At 35.2% G+C, this 22,858-nt stretch carries 17 protein-coding genes; 9 read left to right on the top strand and 8 right to left on the bottom strand.

Annotation, left to right across the window (positions count from 1 at the left end; all coding sequences use genetic code 11):
- Window positions 1-95: 95 nt before the first annotated feature.
- From J2Y60_RS04520 to ade, 4 genes are all read right to left on the bottom strand, one after another.
- The gene (locus J2Y60_RS04520; RefSeq protein ID WP_309913904.1) at window positions 96-953 is read right to left on the bottom strand and encodes a BT_3044 domain-containing protein; all 858 of its coding nucleotides are present in this window, start codon (window positions 951-953) and stop codon (window positions 96-98) included.
- A gap of 74 nt (window positions 954-1,027) precedes the next feature.
- Window positions 1,028-2,497 (bottom strand): SusD/RagB family nutrient-binding outer membrane lipoprotein, encoded by a 1,470-nt coding sequence (locus J2Y60_RS04515; RefSeq protein WP_309913900.1) that lies wholly within the window; start codon window positions 2,495-2,497, stop codon window positions 1,028-1,030.
- 64 nt (window positions 2,498-2,561) lie between these two features.
- Window positions 2,562-5,732: a SusC/RagA family TonB-linked outer membrane protein gene (locus J2Y60_RS04510; protein WP_309913897.1), complete on the bottom strand. Its 3,171-nt coding sequence runs from the start codon at window positions 5,730-5,732 to the stop codon at window positions 2,562-2,564.
- A 233-nt stretch (window positions 5,733-5,965) separates the two neighbouring features.
- Window positions 5,966-7,615 (bottom strand): adenine deaminase, encoded by a 1,650-nt coding sequence (ade, locus tag J2Y60_RS04505; RefSeq protein ID WP_309913894.1) that lies wholly within the window; start codon window positions 7,613-7,615, stop codon window positions 5,966-5,968.
- Window positions 7,616-7,822: 207 nt separating this feature from the next.
- Between ade and cmk the strand changes: the two genes are divergently transcribed.
- The 4 genes from cmk to J2Y60_RS04485 all read left to right on the top strand — a co-directional run bounded on the left by cmk (window position 7,823) and on the right by J2Y60_RS04485 (window position 14,624).
- Window positions 7,823-8,506, top strand: coding sequence for a (d)CMP kinase (gene cmk, locus J2Y60_RS04500; protein ID WP_309913892.1), 684 nt, complete (start codon window positions 7,823-7,825; stop codon window positions 8,504-8,506).
- A 31-nt stretch (window positions 8,507-8,537) separates the two neighbouring features.
- Window positions 8,538-9,596 carry an FAD-binding oxidoreductase gene (locus tag J2Y60_RS04495; protein WP_309913889.1) on the top strand — a complete coding sequence of 353 codons (1,059 nt, stop codon included), beginning with the start codon at window positions 8,538-8,540 and terminating at the stop codon, window positions 9,594-9,596.
- A 106-nt stretch (window positions 9,597-9,702) separates the two neighbouring features.
- Window positions 9,703-12,957 (top strand): hypothetical protein, encoded by a 3,255-nt coding sequence (locus J2Y60_RS04490; protein ID WP_309913887.1) that lies wholly within the window; start codon window positions 9,703-9,705, stop codon window positions 12,955-12,957.
- A 17-nt stretch (window positions 12,958-12,974) separates the two neighbouring features.
- Complete coding sequence (locus J2Y60_RS04485; RefSeq protein ID WP_309913884.1) at window positions 12,975-14,624, top strand: CotH kinase family protein; 1,650 nt, start codon at window positions 12,975-12,977, stop codon at window positions 14,622-14,624.
- A gap of 10 nt (window positions 14,625-14,634) precedes the next feature.
- Here the strand turns inward: J2Y60_RS04485 and J2Y60_RS04480 are convergent, their stop codons facing one another.
- From J2Y60_RS04480 to J2Y60_RS04465, 4 genes are all read right to left on the bottom strand, one after another.
- Window positions 14,635-15,147 (bottom strand): hypothetical protein, encoded by a 513-nt coding sequence (locus J2Y60_RS04480; RefSeq protein WP_309913880.1) that lies wholly within the window; start codon window positions 15,145-15,147, stop codon window positions 14,635-14,637.
- Between the two features lie 76 nt (window positions 15,148-15,223).
- Window positions 15,224-15,961, bottom strand: coding sequence for an intradiol ring-cleavage dioxygenase (locus J2Y60_RS04475; protein ID WP_309913877.1), 738 nt, complete (start codon window positions 15,959-15,961; stop codon window positions 15,224-15,226).
- Between the two features lie 71 nt (window positions 15,962-16,032).
- Window positions 16,033-16,734: a hypothetical protein gene (locus tag J2Y60_RS04470; protein WP_309913873.1), complete on the bottom strand. Its 702-nt coding sequence runs from the start codon at window positions 16,732-16,734 to the stop codon at window positions 16,033-16,035.
- 89 nt (window positions 16,735-16,823) lie between these two features.
- Window positions 16,824-17,246: a (4Fe-4S)-binding protein gene (locus J2Y60_RS04465; RefSeq protein ID WP_309913870.1), complete on the bottom strand. Its 423-nt coding sequence runs from the start codon at window positions 17,244-17,246 to the stop codon at window positions 16,824-16,826.
- 98 nt (window positions 17,247-17,344) lie between these two features.
- Between J2Y60_RS04465 and J2Y60_RS04460 the strand changes: the two genes are divergently transcribed.
- The 5 genes from J2Y60_RS04460 to J2Y60_RS04440 all read left to right on the top strand — a co-directional run bounded on the left by J2Y60_RS04460 (window position 17,345) and on the right by J2Y60_RS04440 (window position 22,855).
- On the top strand, window positions 17,345-18,619 hold the full coding sequence (locus tag J2Y60_RS04460) for a glutamate-5-semialdehyde dehydrogenase (protein WP_309913868.1): 1,275 nt from the start codon (window positions 17,345-17,347) through the stop codon (window positions 18,617-18,619).
- A gap of 71 nt (window positions 18,620-18,690) precedes the next feature.
- Complete coding sequence (locus J2Y60_RS04455) at window positions 18,691-19,470, top strand: RMD1 family protein (protein ID WP_309913864.1); 780 nt, start codon at window positions 18,691-18,693, stop codon at window positions 19,468-19,470.
- A gap of 168 nt (window positions 19,471-19,638) precedes the next feature.
- A complete protein-coding gene (locus J2Y60_RS04450) occupies window positions 19,639-20,262 on the top strand; it encodes a porin family protein (RefSeq protein ID WP_309913861.1) in 624 nt (207 codons plus the stop codon).
- A gap of 104 nt (window positions 20,263-20,366) precedes the next feature.
- A complete protein-coding gene (locus J2Y60_RS04445; RefSeq protein WP_309913859.1) occupies window positions 20,367-20,954 on the top strand; it encodes a porin family protein in 588 nt (195 codons plus the stop codon).
- 179 nt (window positions 20,955-21,133) lie between these two features.
- Window positions 21,134-22,855, top strand: coding sequence for a DNA polymerase III subunit gamma/tau (locus J2Y60_RS04440; protein WP_309913856.1), 1,722 nt, complete (start codon window positions 21,134-21,136; stop codon window positions 22,853-22,855).
- The last annotated feature ends 3 nt before the right edge of the window (window positions 22,856-22,858 follow it).

The raw sequence follows: 22,858 nt of genomic DNA, 5'->3' as shown, positions 1-22,858 counted from the left end.
TGGTTGATTTTATACGTCAATTTAGCATAAAAATGATGAAATGCCATAAAAAAAGGGTCGCTGTTGGGCGACCCTTTTTTGTAAAATACAAAAAATTATTTTTTCTTAATTACTTCAGATATGACACGTGTTCCAACATTATATTGATAATTCAATGTAAATGTTTTAGTTGTAGGGTCATATTTATTTACGCCTGTTTGCTCAAAAGGACCAGCCAAAGTAGCAGCAGTTCCTTGAGGAATAATTGTTACAGTGTTATCTTTATTCACTTTCAACCACATGGTATATCCTAAATCTGCAAATTCAGTTTCAGAAGTAGATTTATCAATAGTCTTTAAGGTTTTATCTCTGTCAATATCACGTGGTGATGATGGGTGAGAAAAATATCCTGTAGAGTGATAAGCACCATCATACTTGTTAGGAGTACCACCAACAAAGATGTTCATAAATCCTAAGTTTGAGCTGATTTTAACACCGCTTGCATCTGCAATACCAACTGGAATTACATATTCTTTAGAGAAATCAAGTGTTTTAGGAAGTTTCACTCGTACTTTTAACGTATCATCTCTTTTACCCGCTTTAATCACTACAGGGTTTACAAATGTGTAAGCAGAAGTAGGCAAAGCCTCGTAAGGGTCATCCCCAGCCGCTACTCTTTTAGCATTGGTTGATTTTAAGAAATCAGTTGCAGCGGTAGTAACTCCAATTGTTAATGATAAATCTTTATCTAAAGGATTAACAGAGCCTAAATTAACCAAGTATTTTACCTCAACTAATGTATCAATTTTAAATAGTCCTGTTTGTAAAGATCCACCTGCATTTCCAAAAATACTAACTATTGGTTCTGCTCCGACACCATTGATGATGTCTGTATAGCCTTTGTCCTCTAAACAACTGCTTAGCCCGATAATTGAAGCGAAAAGTATCAGACCTGTTTTTATTATTCTTTTCATTTTGTAATTGCTAATGTTATAATTGAGTAAATGTGACCACTTGAGTAATAATTCACTCAAATTTTCAAATTAATTTATTTCTTAGCCCAGAAGATTTTGTTATCAAATTGACTAGTAACATTTTGTGCTGCCACGTTATCTGCATTTGTTGCAATTTCAGAAGTTGGATAGAACAAACGAGCTGGAGCTTTCGCTTGTACAGCTTTAGTAGCCAAAGGTACTTTAGGGAAACCTGTTCTACGGAATTCACTCCATGCTTCAAAACCTGTCAAACTAAACATTGCAACCCATTTCTGAGTAATAATAGCCTCAATCTTATCTGGGGAATTAGCCCAGTTTGCATTTACAATGCTAGACCCATAATAACCCGCCGCATCAGCAGCTGTTAAACCAGCAGCAGTAAAGGCTTCAGTGATACCAGCTTCATAGGTAGCTTTAGCATCGCCAGTCATAAAACCTCTTTGAATAGCTTCTGCTTGTAAAAAGAAACTCTCGGCGGCCGTCATTAAAACCATTGGTTGATCAAACGACTTGATAATAGCCGGGCCAAACCATGAACGTTTAGGGAAAAGATTGGCATCGTTTCCATCTCCAAGTGGCACACCAACATAAATACCAGCATTGTTTTTAGCAGCCAAACGTGGTAAGCGTGGGTCTTTCAACACATCTTGAATAGTAGTAATAAAAAAGTCTGAACAAACATAAGCTTGTTTAGCACCAGCATCACTACCTGCAGCATTTTGCACGTAGTTTTCCCAGAATGGATTAAGCTTACCTGCTGTTTTCAAATAACCAGGCGTTGAAGTTACAGTAGCACCAGCACCTAGGAAACCAGCACCTTCAGCAACTACTTTTGCAATTTCAGTTTTTAAATCTTTGCCGGTTACATTGGTTTGACGCATTAAAATTCTCAATCTAAGCGTATTAGCAAATTTTCTCCATTTAGTCAAATCACCTTTAAAAACGATGTCTTGGCCAGCAGGGCTTGGGTTATCTCCAGAAATGGCTACTTTCAAATCAGTAGATGCGGCATCTAATAATGTAATTAAACCATTATAAACTGCTTGGGCATCATCATATTTCGGACGAATTGACGCAGTACCTTTCAAAGCATCGCTGAAAGGAATATTCCCATAAGCATCAACTAATATCTGATAGTTGTATGCCATCATTACTTTAGCAATTCCTGAAACAGCTTTCCATTTCTGAGCATCTGCTTTATCTACAATATACTTGTAGTCAGTTAAGTTATCATAGCAACTGTTCCAAACGCCTGTACCATAAGTAGCACCGTAGTCAAATTGACGTTCTTCAATAAACCCTGAATAACTACCCGACGGAGCCCAGTATCCTCCGAAGAAATTACCGATTTGGTTGTGCGTTAATCTACCAGCTGTCGTATTTAATGCGTTGGATAATACTAGTTCTGGTGTTGAAGATACCGCCTGATTTGGGTTATCGTTAATATCTAGATAATCACCTGTACAACCTCCTAAAAATAAAAGAGCCGTTGCGGTAAGGATTGAATATATTTTTCTTTTCATCTTGAATTTCTATTTAACGTAAAATATTTATCTGAATGACAAGTATTTAACTTAATATTTTGATTTAGAATCCTAAATTAACCGTAAAACCATAAGTACGAGTTGGAGGTGTCTGTCCTGTGTTATTCAAACCAACTGCATTTGTAGTTGTATTAGCAAATTCAGGGTCTGTGTAAACGTTTTCTTTAGGAAGCAAAGTAATTAAGTTACGACCTACTAAACCAACTGAAGCACTTTTAATAAATTTAGTACTTGCTAAGATGTTCTTTGGTACATCATAAGTTATAGCAATTTCACGAAGTTTCCAGAATGCAGCACTTGTTACGAAGTTTTCACCATAACGACGAAGGTTACTATCCCAAGCTCCTAAACCACCATCTTTTACAGTAACTGTAGTATTAGGTGTATATGAACCATCAGCATTTTGAATTACTGAGTTAGGGAATACAAAACGTTCGCGACCGTAAACTGCAGTAGCCTCAGCAACACCTGTAAACCACATTGTACTTGCTAAACCATGATACACATAGTTTCCGCCACGGTATTCAGCCACAGCATTAAATCCAAATCCTTTATATCTCAAACTTGTTGTTAATCCTAATCTGTATTTAGGGTTAGTCTGACCAATAGTTTTCAAACCAGTAGCAACTGATGGATAACCAGTTTCAGAGTTTACGATAACACGACCTTGTGGATCACGCTTATAAGCAATTGCTTTAATTAATGGATATTGCTCTCCTACTGTTGCAAATACTTGTCCTAAAGAAGCATCACTTGTTAAACCATAATAGTTAGAAAGATTCAATTCGTTAATACCTTGGTATAACTCAAGGACTTTGTTATCTACTTGGCTAAAGTTAATGTTGAAATCCCATTTGAAACCATTTGCCAATTTAATTGGAGTAGTTTTCAAATCTAATTCAAACCCTGTATTTTGCATTGTCCCAGCATTAATCAAAGCTCCGTTATAACCAGTAGCTTGTGAAGTAGAAATAGTAACTGTCTGACCTGTAGTTTTCTGAGTATAGTAAGCTACTTCTAAATTCACTCTATTATTTAAGAAACCAAATTCTCCACCTACTTCATATGAAGTTGTAAATTCAGGTGTTAAGTTCGGATCTGGCAATGTATTACCTACTGAATAACCAGCTAAGCTACCATAAGGGAAGTTACCTGTTCCAAATGTTGTTTGAAGTGCATAAGGACCAACATTGATACCCCCTACTTTAGTAGCAGCTCCTCTAAGTTTAGCAAAACTCAAGAATGTTAATTCTTTCATTGCTGGAATAGCTTCAGTTAATACTAAAGAAACGTCAGCACCTGGATAGAAGAATGAACGGTTTTGTTTGCTTAATAATGAAGACCAGTCGTTACGACCTGATACGTGTAATGAAAGGAAATTATTGTAAGTAATAGACAAATCACCATAAGCACCGAACAAACGGTTTTTAAAGTCACTTTCACCAGCACCTGCTTCACCAATACGGTTACCTACGTTATATAAACCTGGTACAACTAATGAATTGGCACCTGTACTTACGTTTTTGATAGTAGTTTCTTTATTATTGATACCAGCGATAAATACTCCAGAAAATTTACCTATTTTCTTATCAACCGTTAAGAAGAAGTCAGAGCTTAAACGCGTTTCGCTTGAATTATAATCAAAGGCATTTCCATTCAAATCATTTTGAGCTTCTGAGAAATCTGCTACGCTTTTAGCATAAGCACTATATTTGAATTTTTCTTGGTAATATTTACCGTTGTAATCTTTTTTGGTAATACCTACACGACCCAAGAAACTTAACCAAGAAGTAGCTTTATAAGCAAGTTCAACGTTACCTGTTAAGTTAGTATTAACTTCTTTTCTACGGTTTACATCTTTGAAGAAGAAAGGCGAGTAGAAATAAGCATTATAATAGTTATTTGGATTCGCATAGTTTAATGAACCATCTGCATTTTTAAAATCTCTCCAATTTCTATATTGATCAAGAGGTACTTGTCCACCTGTGTTTAAGATATTGTTATAAAAATCTGAAGTAGTGAAATCAATCGTGTTAGTAGTATAACCAATGTTGAAAGCACCTTTAAACTTACCGTACTCGTGCGAAGCATTTGTACGAATAGTAGTTTGATTTTTCACATCGCCCGGAACAATCGCTTTAGTATTGTTTTGTTGAGCAGAAATAAAGAAAGTACTTGATTTATCTCCCACAGAAAGAGATACTGCACTTTGAGTTGTAACACCTTTATCGTAAGATTTTAATTTTGAATCCTTTTTGTAAGAATAAGGAGTTTTTTGAATTGTTCCATCTTCTAAAGGCATACCTAAGTCAACACTTGTACCTGATTGCATACCACCTGGACTAACAAGTACTGAACCTGAAGTATATTCTGGGCCATAAGATTGGTTTTCAAAAGGGATATAAGTACGGCTATAAGATTCTGTACCACTACCAAATCTTTCTTGTAACTTAGGCATGAAGCTAATTTCTTCGATATAAGTAGTATTAGATACTGAAATTTTTGGAGCTCCAGCAGAACCTTTCTTTGTAGTAATAATTAAAGCACCGTTTGATGCATCAGAACCATAAAGAGCAGCAGCGTTAGCACCTTTCAATACAGTTACATCATCAATATCATTTGGGTTTAAGTAATTCAATACATCTGAAGGCGCAACTGTACCATCTACTACAATAAGTGCCTCGTTATTTCCTAATAATGAACGGTTACCACGCAAAACAACACGGTTTGAAGGGTTAACACCATTATTAACAGTATTGATTTGAAGACCTGACACCTTACCTTGTAAAGCACTTGCTACAGATACTGCTTTAGCTTGATTAAGCTCTCCACCTTTCACACTTGTTGTACTATAGCCTAAAGATTCTTTTTGACGAGAAACCCCTAAAGCAGTAATTACTACTTCTTGAAGTTGTGATGTATTTGCCCCTAGTGCAACATTAATAGTGGTTTGTCCACCCACAGCGACTGTTTTAGAGTCGAAACCTACAAAAGAAAAGGTTAGAGATGCTGTATTACTTACACTGATTTTAAAAACACCTTCAGCATTTGTAGTAGTACCTCTTGAAGTCCCTTTGACAGTAATGCTAACTCCTGGTAATGGAGAACCATCTTCTGTTGCTGTCACTTTTCCTGTAATTAACCTATCTTGAGCATAGGTTTGCCCGATTAAAGCCAACAGAAACACGGAGGTAATGAGTAGAAATTTTCTCATTTCTTTGATTAGTTTTGGTTGATTAAAAAATAAATATATTACAAACAAATATGTAATCGATTTCAATTTACCCTAAACATAATTGGGTATTTTTATGATACCTAAAAAAACGAGAAATGCTTGGAACATGGCATATTTTATTACCATTGATCCTTAAAAGAAGCAAAGAGAAATGTTTTTTTAGTTTTGGTTGATGATGCAATAACCTTAATTAGATTATTACAATGTTAAAATTAGTTAATTTTTTCAATAAACAAGCTAGTTAGTGAAAAATTTTCTCCATCGAATAATCCAATGTCTGATAATTTAATATTGGGTATCACTAAAAGTGCCATAAACGATAGACTCATAAAGGGTGAATTCAATGTACATCCTAAATCTTTTGCAAATTTGTCAATCGCAGAATATTCTTTGGCAACTAAATAACCATCTTCCCCTGTCATAATGCCCGCTATCGGCAATTTAAGTAACATTTTGGTCTTATTTTCGCTAATTGCGGCTACTCCCCCCTGTGCTTCAATAAGCATATTTACTACTGTTACAATCGACTCGTCGTCTACTCCTACTACTATAATATTATGAGAGTCATGAGCCACAGAAGATCCTATTGCACCTTGTTTTAATCCAAAATTTTTAATAAATCCAATGGCTGGAGGAGCATCATGATAACGATTAACAACTGTAATTTTTAAAATATCATTTATTAAATCTGACACAACCATATCGTCTTTGACCATAGCTGGGTATTCAGACTTCAAAGTAATCAATTGTCCATCCAATACTTCTATTACTTTAATAGTTTCCGTTTTAGCCTTTACTTGAAATTGTTCAATTGTTTTAAAGTTGCAATCAAAGTGATTTACAATATTACTGGGTAAATCAGGAATCTTTGAAAAACCATTTTCTGCAACAATTTCTCCAGAAATGTACGTTGCTAGTACCTTAAAACTCTCTAGGTTTTCTACTACCACAAAATCGGCATTATCGCCTTCTTGTAATAAGCCCACTGGTAAATTATAATGTTTTACAGGATTCACACAAGCCACCTGTAAAATTTCAAATAATAGTGTGGGGAATTTCTGCAAGGCTCTTAACACAAGTAAATTAATATGTCCCTCCACTAAATTATCAGGATGTTTATCATCCGAACAAAACATTAGTTCATTATAATACTCGGGCAGTAGTTCGATTAAGGCATCAAAGTTTTTTGCTGCAGAGCCTTCTCTTATTAGTATTTTCATACCATATTTTAGCTTGTCCAAGGCTTCATCTGCCGTAAAGCACTCATGGTCTGTCTGGCAACCAGCTTCAATGTATTTCTTGGCAGCCTCGCCCCTCAAACCTGGTGCATGCCCATCTACGGGCTTGTGATAGGCTTTTGCTAAGGCAATTTTAGCGAGCATATCTGCATCTCCATTCAATACTCCCGGAAAGTTCATTACTTCTGCTAAGTAGCCTATTTCTTCATATTGTTGAAAGAGTTCTTCTATATCGGTTGGTGTGATGGTTGCCCCTGCTGTTTCAAAAACCGTTGCAGGTACACAAGATGGTGCACCAAAGCAAAATTTGAAGGGCGTTTGTCTTGCATTGTGAATCATGTATTCTACACCAGCTTTACCCAACACGTTGCCAATTTCATGTGGGTCTGAAACAGTTGAAACTGTTCCATGAACTACTGCCAATCGGGCAAATTGTACGGGTGTAAGCATCGAACTTTCTACATGAACATGGGCATCTACAAAACCAGGCAAAATATATGGAGCATTATCGTCTATGTTCTCTGCTAGTATTTCTATTTTATTAATGTTGCCATTTTGCACTTCGATACTTCCATATTTTATCGTTTTATCAAAAATGTTGATGATATTTCCTTTTACTTGCATGATTTATATTTTTTTGAAAGTCAATTGTTTAACCTAAAATGAATTTTATTCGAAATTTTAATCTATATATTTAAACATTCAGAAGCCATCTGTACTGCCCATTTAAGTATCTTTGTTTATATTTAAATGTTGTTCTATTGAATTTTTCTAGCGAATAAAGCTATTTATATTATCATTTTATTGTTTTATCCTCAAAATTATCTTTCAATGAAAAAAGTTATTATTGCTCTTGATGGGCATTCGAGCTGTGGAAAAAGTACCACTGCAAAGCGAGTTGCTGCTAAATTAGGGTATGCTTTTATTGATACAGGGGCGATGTACCGTGCAGTTAGTCTTTATTTTCATGAAAATCATGTTACGTTAACTAATCCAAAAGAAGTAGAAAAGGCACTTGCTGATATTCATATTAGTTTTCAATTTAATGAACATAGAGGTGCAAGTGATGTTTATCTGAATGGCTTGAATGTTGAGGAGGAAATCAGGAAAATGTATATTTCTGAAATGGTATCAGAAACCAGTGCGATTACTTTAGTAAGAAAAGCAATGGTGGCTCAACAACAACAAATGGCTAAGCATCGTGGTGTAGTAATGGATGGAAGAGACATTGGCACTAAAGTCTTCCCTGATGCTGAAGTAAAAGTATTCATGACAGCCGACCCTGTAATTCGTGCGGAAAGAAGACAAAAAGAATTGCTTGATAAAGGAGAATTGGTTGATTTGGATGAAATCATTGATAATTTAAAGAAAAGAGATATTCTGGATTCTACCCGTGCCGAAGGGCCATTGGTGCAAGCTGAAGATGCTGTGTTGATGGATACTTCTTTTATGACATTGGAAGAACAAGTGAATTTTGTATTACAATTACACCAAAACGTATTAGAAAGGCTTTAAGTTAGTTGCCCGTTCAATACTATTATATCTTATGAGTAAAGAATCCGCTGAAACAGATTTTATAATTGTTGGACAAGGTCTGGCAGGCTCTTTATTAGCTTACTTACTTCTTCAAAGAGGGAAAAAAGTGCAGATTTTTGATGCACCCGAAATTCCATCTTCGTCAAGGGTGGCCGCTGGTATTTTCAACCCTGTTACTGGTAGAAAATTAGTTAAAACTTGGATGGCGGATGAATTATTCCCATTTCTTGAACAATTTTATCTTGAATTAGAAGATGTCTTACAAGTAAAGTTTTTTCATCAGGTGCCTATTTATCGCCCATTTCCTAACGAAGAAGTACAAGAATATTTTAAGAGTGATAAAGTACCCGAAGATTTCGCTGATTTTGCTACTATTGAATTTGAAAACATCGCCTACCAAGACCTTGTCAATAGTCAGTTAGGAGGAGTAACTACCAAACAATCTGGCTGGGTAGATCTAAAAATATTATTAGATGCATTCAGAGATTTTTTTAGGCAAAAGGGTGTCCTTTTTCAAGAAAACTTTAATCCTGAAAGTGCATTGTCTAATAATTGTAAGACTATTTTTTGTGAAGGTTTTCAAGCCAGATCAAATCCTTATTTCAATTACCTTCCTTTCAATCCCGTAAAAGGCGAAGTGTTAGAAGTAACCATTGAAGATATAACATTAGATAACATTATTAATCAAGGGGCTTTTGTGGTTCCTTTATCACAAAATACGTTCAGGCTCGGAGCAACTTATAGCTGGCACGAGCTTGATTTTATACCAACACATCAAGGTAAAGAAGATTTGTTAATGAAGTATCATAAACTAATGAAGCCAAATTTAGAAGTAATCGGTCATTTGGCGGGTGTACGTCCTGCTACTAAAGACCGTCGCCCATTTATAGGAATCCATCCAGATTTTCCACAAATAGGGATTTTCAATGGTTTAGGCTCAAAAGGGGTATCACTTGCGCCCTATTTTGCTACCCAGTTTACAGAATTTTTACTCTTTGGAAAAGAACTTTCTCCAGAAGTCAATATAAATCGTTTTACTTCGTTATATTTAAGAGCTGGGAATTCGTGATTGCTTATTCGTTGTTTATTAGGGAATTGGCTTAAAATGCATTTCCCTCTTTCATATAGCAGTGGTTAATATACGAAGAAACGCCCTTTAACTTCGTCCTAAAACAATGAGAAAACTATTACCAATAATATTTATTCTGACTACTTTTTGTTCATTAGCTCAGAATTTTTTACCTACACAAGAACCTTTCGGTAAAAACCGTATTCAATACCGTCCGTTCAAATGGAAGGTACTGGCTTCGCAAAATTTTGAAATTTATTTTTACGAAGGGGGGCAGCAGACCGCTACTTTGGCCGTTCAATTGGCTGAATCAGAATTCGATAGAATTACTGAAATTCTAGGCTATTCGCCATTTACAAAAACAAAGATTTTTGTGTATAATGCCACACAAGACCTCAATCAAAGTAACGTGGGGCTAAACCTTTCAAGCGAAAGAGAGATTCGTGAGGAAAATTTGGCAAAATCGAGAATCGAAATCGCGTATTCTGGCAATGCCGAGAGCTTCAAAAAGCATATTACCAAAGAAGTAGCCCATGTTTTTGTCCATGATATGCTATATGGTGGAAGTATCAAAGAATCTTTACAAAACTCTTTGTTGCTAAGTGTGCCTGAATGGTATATGAGTGGCATTACAGCCTATATTTCTGAAGGATGGAATACCGAAGTAGACACTTATATGCGTGATGCTATCAACAATAAATATTTAAAAAGACCCAACTTAGCGAGTGGCAGAGAGGCTGAACTAGTAGGACAGTCTATCTGGACTTATATTGCTGAAAAATATGGAAAGGATAATATTGCCAATATTCTGAACTTAACCAGAATCATTAGGAATGAACAAACATCGATTTCTAGTACTATTGGTGTTCCTTTTTCTAGATTTTTGAAAGATTGGCGTGAATATTATTCAGTGATGAATGATGCTATCAATAATAGTAACTATCAGGCGCTGAAATACGATTTAAAAATAGACGAAAGCAAATTCAATAGTTTTGATAAAATCAGCAAGTTCAAGATAAGCCCAGACGGCGCTTTTATTGCTTATTCAAGAAATGAGCTGGGCAAATCGAGTATAGAAATACTGGATGTAAAAACTAAAAAGAAAGCCTTGTTGCTTACGGCGGGCTATAAAACACTTAAGCAGTCTGTAGATTATAATACGCCTTTGCTTTCATGGACAAAAGGCGGGTCGTTGGCTGTTATTTATGAGAACCAAGGCGATGTGGTACTAAGTGTATTTACAGATATTACAGAGAAAGATTTGACAGGTAAGTTTTTTACCAGAAAAGTATTGAGTGATTTTGACCAAGTTCAAGATTTTGATATTTCTGATAATGGTAGCACTGTAGTACTTAGTGCCATCAGTAAAGGACAAAACGATTTGTTCCTTTATGACATTCCGAGAGGGAAAGTACAGCAATTAACAAATGACTTGTATGATGATTTAAGTCCACAATTTGTAGGCAATGCGGGTAAGATTATTTTTACCTCAAACCGATTGAAAGATTCTTTAGATATTGATAAGGGAACCTATAAGCAAGTTAATAATCATTTCAACTTATTTTTACACGAAGGCAAGCCAAAGCAAGAAACGGTAAAGCGTTTGGTTGATTCACTAGGAACGATTACCAGACCTATCGTATCAGACGGAAGTACGGTGTATTTCTTAAGTGATGAGCGTGGTATCAAAAATATTTATCGTTTAACTGCTGGAGATTCTACCGTAACGCAAGTAAGTAATTTCAGAAATAACATTGAAGATTTCGACTATACAGCAAGCACTAATAGCTTGATATACAAATTTTTAGAAAAAAATCAGGATATTATCGCCTATCAGGCACAAGCTGATTTTAGTCCTAAAACTAATGTTCCATACACGCTTAGAAATGTAAGGCTTTATGGCATCAATCAGGCGGCTTATAATCCTGTAAAACCCGCTACGCCATCATCAACACCAACTACTGAAACAGCAAATACTGCTGTTAAAACTCCGAAATTAATACTTGATAAAGGAGAAATAGATACAAACGATTATACGTTTGATATTACTTCTGTTCCAAAAAATTCAGGACAAAATAGTACTGAGGCACCGAAAAATGATAAAAGAAATAAGGTAGAGAAAATCATTTTAGCGAAGCAAAATCGTAAAGAAAATATTAAAATAAAGGCTCCGACAGATTATAACAACCCTTTTGTTGTTAATAATACCGACCTTGACTTTATGGTTGACCCGCTTCCGCAAAGAGGCTTTGGATTGAAAGGAACCATCAATATGAATGACTTGCTTGAAAACCACCATCTTCAAGGAGGGATATTTATTACGCCAAATTTGAAAAACTCTGATTTATGGGGTGAATATTCGTATTTAGCGAATAGAATAGATTATAGTGTAAGATTTGACCGTCGTTCAATTTCAGAAGAAACATCAACGACTATTAATAAATATCATTTTAATAGAATTTCAGTAGCAGCTTCCTATCCTATTAATACTAATACCCGCATTACGGCAACGCCTTCATTTACCACAAACAGGTTTTTGAATTTGGCAGATTTGACGACTCCCGATGGTTTCTCTTCTTATTTAGGCGGTAAAATTGAACTTGTTTACGACAATACCATCAGTCACGGCGTAAATATGTTGGAAGGAACTAGGTTTAGAGCCCGAATTGAACATTATACTGGTCTAGCCAATTCTATGGATGGGTATAATAGAATCTATCTCGATTTACGTCATTATCTAAAACTAGGGAAAGGCACTATTATCGCTGCAAGATTGTCGGGAGGACATTCTTTTGGAAACTCTCCGAAACAAACTGTAATGGGAGGTATGGATAACTGGCTTGGTATTCAGTATCAAGATAGAAGTGGTGATACTAAAAATCCTTTTAATCCTTTAACTGCCAATACAAAAGAGCCACAAATCGATAATAAAGATATATTTTTATTAGACTATGCTACTTCATTGCGTGGCTTTAACATCAACAAGTTATCAGGAACAAGTCACTTATTATTTAATTTTGAGGTAAGATTACCTATTGCTAAATATTTATACAGTGGACCGATTTATAATAATTTCTTCAAAAATCTTCAGTTAACTGGCTTCACTGATGTGGGTTCAGCTTGGACAGGTGCTAGTCCATTCTCTAGAAGAAATGGTTTTAATACCATCGTAAAAGGGCCTTCTACTAACCCATTTCAAGCAACAGTAACGGATTTTCGTAATCCATTCTTGGTTGGCTATGGTGTAGGTGCAAGAACTACCATACTAGGATATTTTGTAAAGTATGACTTGGGCTGGGGGTTAGATAATAAAGAGATACAAAGTCCAATTTCTTATATAACTTTGGGATATGATTTTTAAAATATCCTAAAGTTTATATGAATAAGTCAATTTGTGTATTATCTATTTTATTATCGTTTAGTTTCTATTCAGGGAATAGTCAAATTTTGACTACTTCAAATCTTCCTATTTTAAAAGTCAATACCAAAGGAAGAAATATTGTTGACGAACCCAAAATATTAGCGACAATGCAGCTAATTCATAATGACAAAGGGGGGGAAAACAATGTAAATGATATTCCTAATGTTTACAACGGACTTATTGGTATCGAACTAAGGGGGTCTTCTTCTCAAGACCTTTTCCCTAAAAAACCTTATGGCTTTGAAACTTGGGCGGATACCACTGGCAAAAGTCGTAAAATTAGTTTTCTCAATTTTCCCGAAGAATCAGATTGGGTGCTTAACGCCACTTATAATGATAAGACGTTGATGCGTGATGTATTGACGTATGACTTAGTCAATAAAATGGGTAGATATGCTACACGTACTCGTTACTGCGAAATGCTGGTGAATAATGACTATCAAGGTTTGTACATTTTGATGGAAAAAATCAAAAGAGATAAAAATCGGGTTGATATTTCTAGCTTAAAAATAACCGATAATACTGGCGACGATGTGACGGGAGGCTATATTTTGAAATTAGATAAAACTTCTGGCTCTCCTTCTAAAAACTGGACTAACAATACTACCACTCCTTTCGGGAACTACAAAACATTCTTTCAGGTAGAATATCCAAAATATGCGGATATTAGCCAACCTCAATTCGACTATATCCAAAAATATGTCAATGATTTTGAAGCAGCTTTGCTAGCACCAGATTTTAAGAGTCCACAAGCAAAATGGCGTGAAATGTGCGATTTAGATACGTTTATCGACTATTTCTTGATTACTGAATTTGTCAAAAATGTAGATGGATACAGATTAAGCACATTTTTCTATAAAGAAAAAATCACAAAAGGTGGTAAATTGAAAATGGGACCTGCGTGGGACTACAATCTAGCCTTTGGCAATGCTGATTATTATGATGGCTATAAATCTACGGGCTGGCAATACAAGGTTAACGAAATCGCTTTGCCCAAAGGTGATATATACCCTGCTCCCTTTTGGTGGCAACAATTAGCGCAGGATTCTATCTTCAAAACCAAAACAGTAAAACGTTGGGAAGCACTTCGTAAAACTACCTTCAATACTGAAAACATTAATAAATGGATTGATTCTACTGCCAGTGGGTTAGAGCCAGCCATGAAAAGAAATTTCAATAAATGGCCTAATGTTTTGGGTAAGTATGTATGGCCCAATTATTACGTAGGTTCTACTTATCAGGATGAAGTCAATTGGCTAAAAGAATGGATTAGAATACGGACTATGTGGTTGGATACACAATTTCAAACATTTGCCTTGACATTAGGCAATGAAAATATGGCAGAAAGAGAGCAACCTATTAGAGTATTCCCCAATCCGATAGAAAGTCAAACGACGATTGATTATCAGGTATTTAAGAAAGGGAATGTTTCAATCATTTTGTATGACATCAACGGTAAAACAATAAAAACCTTAGTAAATGAAATACAGACAAGTAATACTTATCAGCTATCGGTGAGCTTAGAAAACCTTTCTGCTGGCACTTATATATTGAATTATTTAATAGACGGCATCCCTGTTGAAAGAGTGAAATTGTTAAAAAAATAAACAGTTACTTTTAACTTGGCTTATAAAAAGCGACTGATAAACGAGGTTGTAATTTAAACAACATGGTAGATAGTCCTTCGCTAATATTTTGAAGATTTTCATCTAAAGAAATCAAATAGTGACCATCCCAAATATCAATTAAAGAAACCAAAGGAGTATAAAACGTGATGCCTATTTCATGCGCCTTGATGTCTTTAATACTGGAATCGATAATATCCATTTGGTAGTTATTGAAGGGCATAAAGTTATTACCAAGGTTATCAGCCAAGTGATATATTTTACCCTTCCATTGTAGGATATAGGGATGCGCTGCCATGCTTACCAAAAAATGTAGTTTTTCAGCACTTTCGTCTTTACTAAGTATTTCTTTGAAGGTAAGTAGCGGCTCATTTTTATTATTATAAAGCTGAGATTGCATCAAAAATTCTTGATAGGTACTTTCCCAAACATATTTTTCCCATGCAGTACGCGAATGTTGATTAATAACAATTCTAAACGCAAATCTTACTTGTCCTTGTGGCATTATATGTTATAATTTAAAAAAGAGGTCTGGAAAGTATTATCCAAAACCTCTTTCATGAATATGAATAGTTGATTGCCTAAGCCTTTACATAAATCGTATGAACCAATACATATCCATCTGCTACACTGCCTGTCACTGTTGACATTTCATTAGTAAAACCATCTCCAAAAACATTATCTGTAGCATTTTTAGTATCAGCTTGTCCATGACTGGCATAAACGCCTTGTGCATATACTACTGCACTAATATTCTCAGGAAATGCAATTTGTGTAACCAATAATGATGTACCCGATGCATTATATACATGGACATGAATATGTGGCGCTCTTCCTGAATACCAGCCCGGATAGATACTTTTGAAACTAGCCACACCTGTACTATCAGTGGTTTGTCTTCCTCTTAAAAAATGTACAGAAGTATAATTCGTTTTTTGCATACCCGTTCCTCCGTATTCTGAATACTCACCTGCGGCATCACAATGCCAAATATCTGTAATAGCGTTGGCTAAAATATTACAGCTATTGTTTACATTTCTGATGACAATATTGATGGTCAGGGGGGTACCTGTTCTGTCCGAAGTAATGTCTTTAGTAACTAGCGTAGCAGGAGACTTTGTAGGAAAAGGGCCTTCTGTCTCAGAGTTTGTGACTGAACAACTTGACGGTGTAACAGTAGTATCTACAGTACCACTTGTGGTTGTAGTAGTTGTATTAGCAACTATATCATCTTCTTTACAGGCTGTTATTAAGGGAACGGCTATCGCTACGGCACCTAAAGAGCCAAAGCTTTTTCTTAAAAAATCTATTCTTTTCATTTGATCAACATTTTAGGGGGTTCATCACAGAATACACCATTTAAGAAAGCTTTATTGGCTAGCCTAAAAAATTAATTTAATCGGACTTCCATCAATAAGATAATTGCATTGTTTGAAAGAGCCTCAAATTCTATCTTGGTATCAATAGCTAAGTTCCATAAAGCCAGTCCATCTTTCTTTTCTAAAAGCCTGTTTTGTACTTCAAAAGCACCTTCAATTACGAAAGCAAACAAGCCATTGCTAGGATTTTCCAATTGATAAACTCCCTCATTGCGTCCATCATATTGACCAATGGACATTGGGATAGTGGTAGACCCAAAACTTAATAATTGATTTTTATTTTCAAGCGAAAGATTAATAATATCATTTGTATTAGCTAGTGAATCAATATTGCTAATGCTTATTTGTAGTTGTAAAAAATTGATTGATTGATCAGGATAAGGGTTATCAAGGATAACTACATCGCCCATCTTTCTTGTAAGTATCATCACTTGCCCAGCAACAATATATTCTGTCTCTTGATGACCTCTGATAGCTAAGCCACCAACAATAGGAAGAAGGATTAAGACAGCATCTTCTTTTGGAAAGAAAATAAAATCCGTCTGTTCTGGCTCAAGCACTTCATCATTCAATACTTTTAAGTTTCCAAAAGGAATGCTACCTTTCTCAGCATACGGCTCATCATTGAACGTATGAAATCTTCTGAAATTTGTTCCAATCGTAAGTCCTCTTTTTTCTGCAAGAAATATCCTAGCTTCGTTTTGTTCTAGCATGATTAATGAAACGTTATTTATCTTTCTTCAACAGAGAATACATCAAACTTGACACGCATATTGCTTTTGAAATGATACGTCTTGTTTAACTAACCTTCAAAAGCAATTTTCGCATGTGCACCATCACAATAAGGCTTATTGCTCGACCCTCCACAACGACAAAAGGCAGTTGTTTGGCTTTTCATGGATTCATTGCCCTCGTTATCTTTTACGGTTAAGTTTCCATAAACTAACAATGGTCCGTTTGGTAGTACTTCTACTAACGTAGTTACTGTAGATTGGTTTTCTTGTTTACCTTCATCATTCATAAAGTAGCTTAAAGCACTCGAAGGGCAAGCTTTTACTTGTTCAACAATAGTATTAGTATCTTCATTTTCTAATGTTACCCACGGACGTTTCCTAGGATTAAAAACAGTAGGCAAGCTTTTGAAGCAAATGGTAGAATGGATACATTTTGAAGGTTGCCAAACCACGGTTACTTCTCCATTTGAATATTTCTTCTTGATTTCCATGAATATATTGGGCTTTGTTCAAACGATATTACAAAAAATCCTGATACATTCTAAAAACTTTGCGAACTTTACACAGAATTTTGTTAATCAGAAAAACAATGGAACTTGAAACTTTAGCCCTTCCAAAAACAATCATTCCGATTTTAGAGAAAACCCATGCGGCATCTGGAGAAATGAGACGTTTGACGGATGAAAAGAAAAAAGCAATTCTGGAGCGTTTGGCAGTGGTTTTATTAGAAAACAAAGCTCAAATCATCGCTGAAAACTTAAAAGATTTAATCCGTATGGATTTATCTGACCCTAAGTATGACCGACTGGTATTAAACGAAAGTCGTATTGAAGCCTTGTCAGAAAGCATAAGAGAAATAGCGGTACTCCCCGACCCTTCAGGTGCAACTTTATTAGAAAAAACCTTAGATAACGGTTTAAAAATCAAAAAAATAGCTGTTCCGATGGGTGTAATCGGAGTTATTTATGAAGCACGCCCTAATGTAACGGTTGATGTAACGGCACTGTGTATTCGTTCTGGGAATGCGGTGGTATTACGTGGCGGTTCAGATGCTTTTGATACTAATTCATACTTGTTGAGCTTAATTCATCAAGTTTTAAAAGAATTTAATATCAATCCAGCTTGTATTACGCTCTTACCAACCGACAGAGAATTGGTAAAAGAATTATTGACAGCTACTCGTTTTGTGGATTTAATTATTCCGCGAGGTTCAGCCTCTTTGATTCAATTTGTGCGTAAAAATTCGTTAGTACCTACCATCGAAACGGGTGCGGGTGTTTGTCATACTTATGTAGAAAGCTCGGCAGATTTAGCAAAAGCCAAAGAAATTGTAGCCAATGCTAAAATATCAAGACCATCGGTTTGTAATTCATTAGAGACCATTATTATTGATGAAGCCATCGCTCCTACTTTTCTACCTTTAATTGTTCAGGATTTTGCTAAAGCTGAAGTAGAGATTTTTGCAGATGAAGTATCTTTCGAAGTATTGTCAAAAAGCAATTATCCTTATTTACAAAAAGCCCAAGACGATGATTTTGGGAAAGAATTTACTGATTTTAAATGCTCTATCAAAACTGTAAAAAATATTGAGGAGGCATTAATCCATATTCGTAAACATTCTACGCGCCATTCAGAGGCTATTCTAACTACTAATGAAAAGCTTGCTGAACTATTTACTACTGAAGTAGATGCCGCTGCGGTTTACACCAATGCATCTACCCGTTTTACTGATGGCGGACAGTTTGGATTGGGTGCTGAAATTGGAATCTCAACTCAAAAATTACATGCTCGTGGGCCGTTTGCTTTAGAAAAATTAGTGACTGAGAAATGGGTGATTACAGGTGACGGACAAGTAAGATGGTAGTGTTTATATAAATTGGTATTTCGAAGAAAATAAATAAAGGGGTGGCTCGTCCATCCCATCTCGTTATCATTATGAAAATTGAAGCCTACCAAGTATCAGAAGTAATCAATTTAAAAAAGTTTAGAAACGAATATACCAACGAACCTTTGTTGTTTAATAATTCTGAACTTTTTTATAAACAAGAAGAAAATAAATACTGCTATTTACTAAGTTATGGTGTGGTTGTATTTGGCGGATTTAATGATTTAGAGAAAAGTGCGTTTCTGAAATTTGTAAAAACTTTTGCCGAAGACCTTGTCACCGCAAAGTTTGAAGAAAACTTTCACCTTCAAATGGAGGCTCAAACAGCCCTTATTCTTCGTCATAATTCTATTACTATTCCCGAAATTACCGAAGATTCAATTAGAATTGTAATGCTTAATATCGGGCAATCTGTAGCCTTAGATTATTATGAATTTTTGACGTTAGAAATCTTTCAGGATTCACAAAAATTCACTGATGAGCTTGAACAAACGGGTACGTTCAGTCATTCAAAAAAGGATTTATTGAAATTTATCGGCAGAACACTCAACATTAAGAATAGTATTATCGATAATCTCTACATTTTTGATGCGCCAGATATTGTGTGGGAAAATGAAGATTTAGAACGTATAGACAAGGGGTTAAAAAGAAATCTTGATTTAAAAATGCGTTATCAAGATATTGACTACAAACTAAAGATTGTTCAGGAAAACCTAAAGCTCTTCACAGATTTATTACAAAACCGAGAAAGCACGCGATTAGAATGGATTGTAATCATCTTGATTCTGATAGAAGTTTTTGACATTTTGGTAAAAAAGTTTTTTGATTGAGTTACCGTATAATAAAAAACAAGCGAAATAATACACTAATAATCAACTTGTTAAGAAAAATAATTACTTTTTTACAACGTAATTTATTTGTAGATTACTTTTTCTACTTTACCTTTGTACAGTATTATAAATTATTTTACACTCGTACATTTAAAATAACCCACACAAATGAAAAAAACGTTTCTACTCATCCTAAGCTTAATCGCTTTCTCTTACGCCTCTAAAGCTCAAACTCGTTTTGGTATTAAAGCCGGTGGTAATTTAGCTAATGCTTCAGTTTCTTCTAGAGGTGTTTCATTCGATTCAAAGTCAATCACATCTTTTCATGTTGGAGCTGTTATAGAAGCTCAATTAGCTGATAGATTATTTCTTGAACCTAACTTGTTATTTTCTCAAAAAGGCTTTAATCTAGATATAGCAGGATTGGTATCTCAAAAAGCTACATATAGTTACCTTGAACTTCCTATAAATGTAGTATATGAAGTCGTAGATTATTTAACGATTGGTGCTGGTCCATATTTAGGGTATGGATTAAGTGGTACAGCTGTTGTAACGGATAAAACTACTAATCCTAATGAAGTAAACTCACAAGATATAAAATTTGGAGAAAATGGTGATTTGAAACACTTAGATTATGGTCTAAATTTCACTGCTGGTTATGAAGTAATTGATGGTTTAAGAATAAGCGCTAATTACTCATTAGGTCTTAACAACATTGATAACACCAATTCTTTAAATATAAAAAATAATGTAATTGGTATTTCAGTTACTAAGTTTTTCGGAACTAGATAATTCTAATAATTTTATATTCGAAAAGCTCAGCAAATTTGATTTTGCTGAGCTTTTTGAATATAAAGGCATTAATTATTTTTAAATCCTCTCAATTAATCATTATAATGATCAATAAATTTTTATTAATAATACTTCTTATTACCTGCATATTTACTTCAAAAGCCCAAACCAGAATCGGTATTAAAGGCGGAGCTAATATAGCCAATGTTTACGTGACTTCAGGAAATGAATCAAGCTCTGGAGACGCTATCACTACTTTTCATATTGGTGCTTTATTAGAAAGTAGATTTACTGATAAAATTCTTTTTCAGCCTAATCTTTTATTTTCACAGAAAGGTTTTTCTGAAAAGCCAACTACCGATAAAGCTACTGTAAATTATATTGAACTTCCAGTAAATCTCTTGTATGAAATAAGTAGGAATCTCACTTTTGGAGGTGGAATATATGGTGCCTATGCTATCAATGGAAAAGGAACATTAAATGGTAAAAGCTATGATTATGATTTTAGTAAAGGCAAAGCAAACCGTTTTGATTTAGGCATAAACCTAATCGTTGGTTATGAAGTAATAGAGGGAATAAGGCTCAATGTAAATTATACACATGGCTTTGCCAATACTGTTGATAACGTAAATCTAAATATTACTAACAGAGTTTTGGGGGTTTCAGTAATAGCACTTTGGGGAGAAAGATAAACCATCATACTTTATAAGTTTTAATTGCCCTGCAAAATTGATTTTGTAGGGCAATTTTATTTACTGACGGCATGACTTGGAGGCATAACCATCAGTATGCTATGCTAAAACTAAATCCATAAAATCGACATCCTCTTATTCCTATTTGAAATATCGTACGCTTGTACTTACATTTGTATATGGAAAACTTTGTCGTTTCAGCCCGAAAATATCGCCCGCAATTATTTGATTCCGTCGTTGGTCAGTCGCACATTACCACTACGCTCAAAAATGCTATCCGTACCAACCACTTAGCGCAAGCTTTCTTGTTTTGTGGTCCTCGTGGAGTAGGAAAAACTACTTGTGCCAGAATTTTAGCTAAAACTATTAATTGCCAGAACCTTAGCGAAGAAGCAGAAGCTTGTGGCGAATGCGAATCATGCCGTTCATTTCAGAATAATGCCTCTTTTAATATTCATGAACTAGATGCTGCCTCAAACAATTCTGTTGATGACATCCGTAGCTTGATTGATCAAGTGCGTTACCCTCCGCAATCTGGTAAATACAAGATTTATATCATCGATGAGGTGCACATGCTTTCAACGAGTGCATTCAATGCCTTCTTGAAAACATTAGAAGAACCGCCTTCATATGCAATTTTTATTTTAGCTACCACCGAAAAGCATAAAATATTACCGACGATTCTTTCACGTTGTCAGATATTTGATTTTAATAGAATTCAAATTCATGATATGACACAGCATTTATCTAAAATTGCTGTGCAAGAAGGCATAGAAGCTGATAATGATGCCTTGGAATTAATTGCCCAAAAGGCAGATGGTGGCTTGAGAGATGCCCTTTCGATGTTTGATTTGAATGTTACTTTTTCAAAAGATAACATTTTGAGGTATTCGGAAGTACTGGATAATTTGCATATTCTGGATTATGATTACTATTTCAGAATGACGGAGGCTTTACTGAATAGTAATATCTCTGAGTCATTCTTACTTTTTGACGAAATTTTGAAAAAAGGGTTTGATGGTCATCAGTTTACTGTAGGTTTACTAGAGCATTTCCGTAATTTATTAGTTTGCAAAGACCCTATTACAGTCAGATTATTGCAAGTATCCGAATCAGTACAAGCCAAGTATTTGGCACAATCGGCTAAAGCTCCTTATTCGTTTTTAGCGTCTGCTCTAAGCATCGGCTCTGCTTGTGACTTAAACTATAAAGCGGCTAAAAATCAAAAGCTACATGTTGAGATTTGCTTATTGAAACTAGCCAATATTTCAAAAGTATTGAACTTAGCCACCTTACCAGCTACGGAGGGCGAAGGCCTGGGAAAGGATTTAGGGAGTAAGGAAAACGAAACTAAGGCAAATGAAGTTGTTGCAAGTACCACTGTACAAACTTCTAACCCAATAAGTGTTCCCCAAACCCAAACTATCGCTCCGCCAATTGGTAAATTAAGAAGTACAGCTACGCTCGGTAAGCCTATTAATGCGGCTCAGGAACCTGTCAATACGATAGCACAGCCTGCTGCTATTCAGCAAAATAAGGCTTTTACATTTGAAGAATTACAAACAGCATGGAATGCTTTGGTTAAGCATTTAGAAGAAAAAGAACGTTTTAGCGAATTCGTAATTTTAAACAGACCTTTTACACTAAAAGGGACGACTATTCACATAGAAGTAGATAATGATATTCAAGTAGATTTATTAACGACTACTTTACGGACAGAAATTCTTAATCATCTAAGAAAGGTTCTTCATAATACGACGATTCATCTGGAAGTAGTAGTGGCTGAGGTAGAAAACAAAACATTGATTTATACCCAAGCAGATAAATTTAGGTTTTTGGCAGAGAAAAATCCTGCGCTGAATGAATTAAGAAATACATTAGGATTGGATTATGATTATTAATAC

The sequence above is a fragment of the Arcicella sp. BE140 genome (assembly GCF_031456255.1).
In the GTDB taxonomy this organism is placed as follows: Bacteria; Bacteroidota; Bacteroidia; order Cytophagales; family Spirosomataceae; genus Arcicella; species Arcicella aquatica.
The sequence above is the reverse complement of the archived record's forward strand: the minus strand, read 5'-3'. Positions and strand labels throughout refer to the sequence as shown.

What these genes read in the sequence shown, in the direction of transcription:
- J2Y60_RS04520 (WP_309913904.1), bottom strand. Translation starts at nt 953, where the DNA reads ATGAAAAGAATAATAAAAACAGGTCTGATACTTTTCGCTTCAATTATC.
- J2Y60_RS04515 (WP_309913900.1), bottom strand. Translation starts at nt 2,497, where the DNA reads ATGAAAAGAAAAATATATTCAATCCTTACCGCAACGGCTCTTTTATTT.
- J2Y60_RS04510 (WP_309913897.1), bottom strand. Translation starts at nt 5,732, where the DNA reads ATGAGAAAATTTCTACTCATTACCTCCGTGTTTCTGTTGGCTTTAATC.
- ade (WP_309913894.1), bottom strand. Translation starts at nt 7,615, where the DNA reads ATGCAAGTAAAAGGAAATATCATCAACATTTTTGATAAAACGATAAAA.
- cmk (WP_309913892.1), top strand. Translation starts at nt 7,823, where the DNA reads ATGAAAAAAGTTATTATTGCTCTTGATGGGCATTCGAGCTGTGGAAAA.
- J2Y60_RS04495 (WP_309913889.1), top strand. Translation starts at nt 8,538, where the DNA reads ATGAGTAAAGAATCCGCTGAAACAGATTTTATAATTGTTGGACAAGGT.
- J2Y60_RS04490 (WP_309913887.1), top strand. Translation starts at nt 9,703, where the DNA reads ATGAGAAAACTATTACCAATAATATTTATTCTGACTACTTTTTGTTCA.
- J2Y60_RS04485 (WP_309913884.1), top strand. Translation starts at nt 12,975, where the DNA reads ATGAATAAGTCAATTTGTGTATTATCTATTTTATTATCGTTTAGTTTC.
- J2Y60_RS04480 (WP_309913880.1), bottom strand. Translation starts at nt 15,147, where the DNA reads ATGCCACAAGGACAAGTAAGATTTGCGTTTAGAATTGTTATTAATCAA.
- J2Y60_RS04475 (WP_309913877.1), bottom strand. Translation starts at nt 15,961, where the DNA reads ATGAAAAGAATAGATTTTTTAAGAAAAAGCTTTGGCTCTTTAGGTGCC.
- J2Y60_RS04470 (WP_309913873.1), bottom strand. Translation starts at nt 16,734, where the DNA reads ATGCTAGAACAAAACGAAGCTAGGATATTTCTTGCAGAAAAAAGAGGA.
- J2Y60_RS04465 (WP_309913870.1), bottom strand. Translation starts at nt 17,246, where the DNA reads ATGGAAATCAAGAAGAAATATTCAAATGGAGAAGTAACCGTGGTTTGG.
- J2Y60_RS04460 (WP_309913868.1), top strand. Translation starts at nt 17,345, where the DNA reads ATGGAACTTGAAACTTTAGCCCTTCCAAAAACAATCATTCCGATTTTA.
- J2Y60_RS04455 (WP_309913864.1), top strand. Translation starts at nt 18,691, where the DNA reads ATGAAAATTGAAGCCTACCAAGTATCAGAAGTAATCAATTTAAAAAAG.
- J2Y60_RS04450 (WP_309913861.1), top strand. Translation starts at nt 19,639, where the DNA reads ATGAAAAAAACGTTTCTACTCATCCTAAGCTTAATCGCTTTCTCTTAC.
- J2Y60_RS04445 (WP_309913859.1), top strand. Translation starts at nt 20,367, where the DNA reads ATGATCAATAAATTTTTATTAATAATACTTCTTATTACCTGCATATTT.
- J2Y60_RS04440 (WP_309913856.1), top strand. Translation starts at nt 21,134, where the DNA reads ATGGAAAACTTTGTCGTTTCAGCCCGAAAATATCGCCCGCAATTATTT.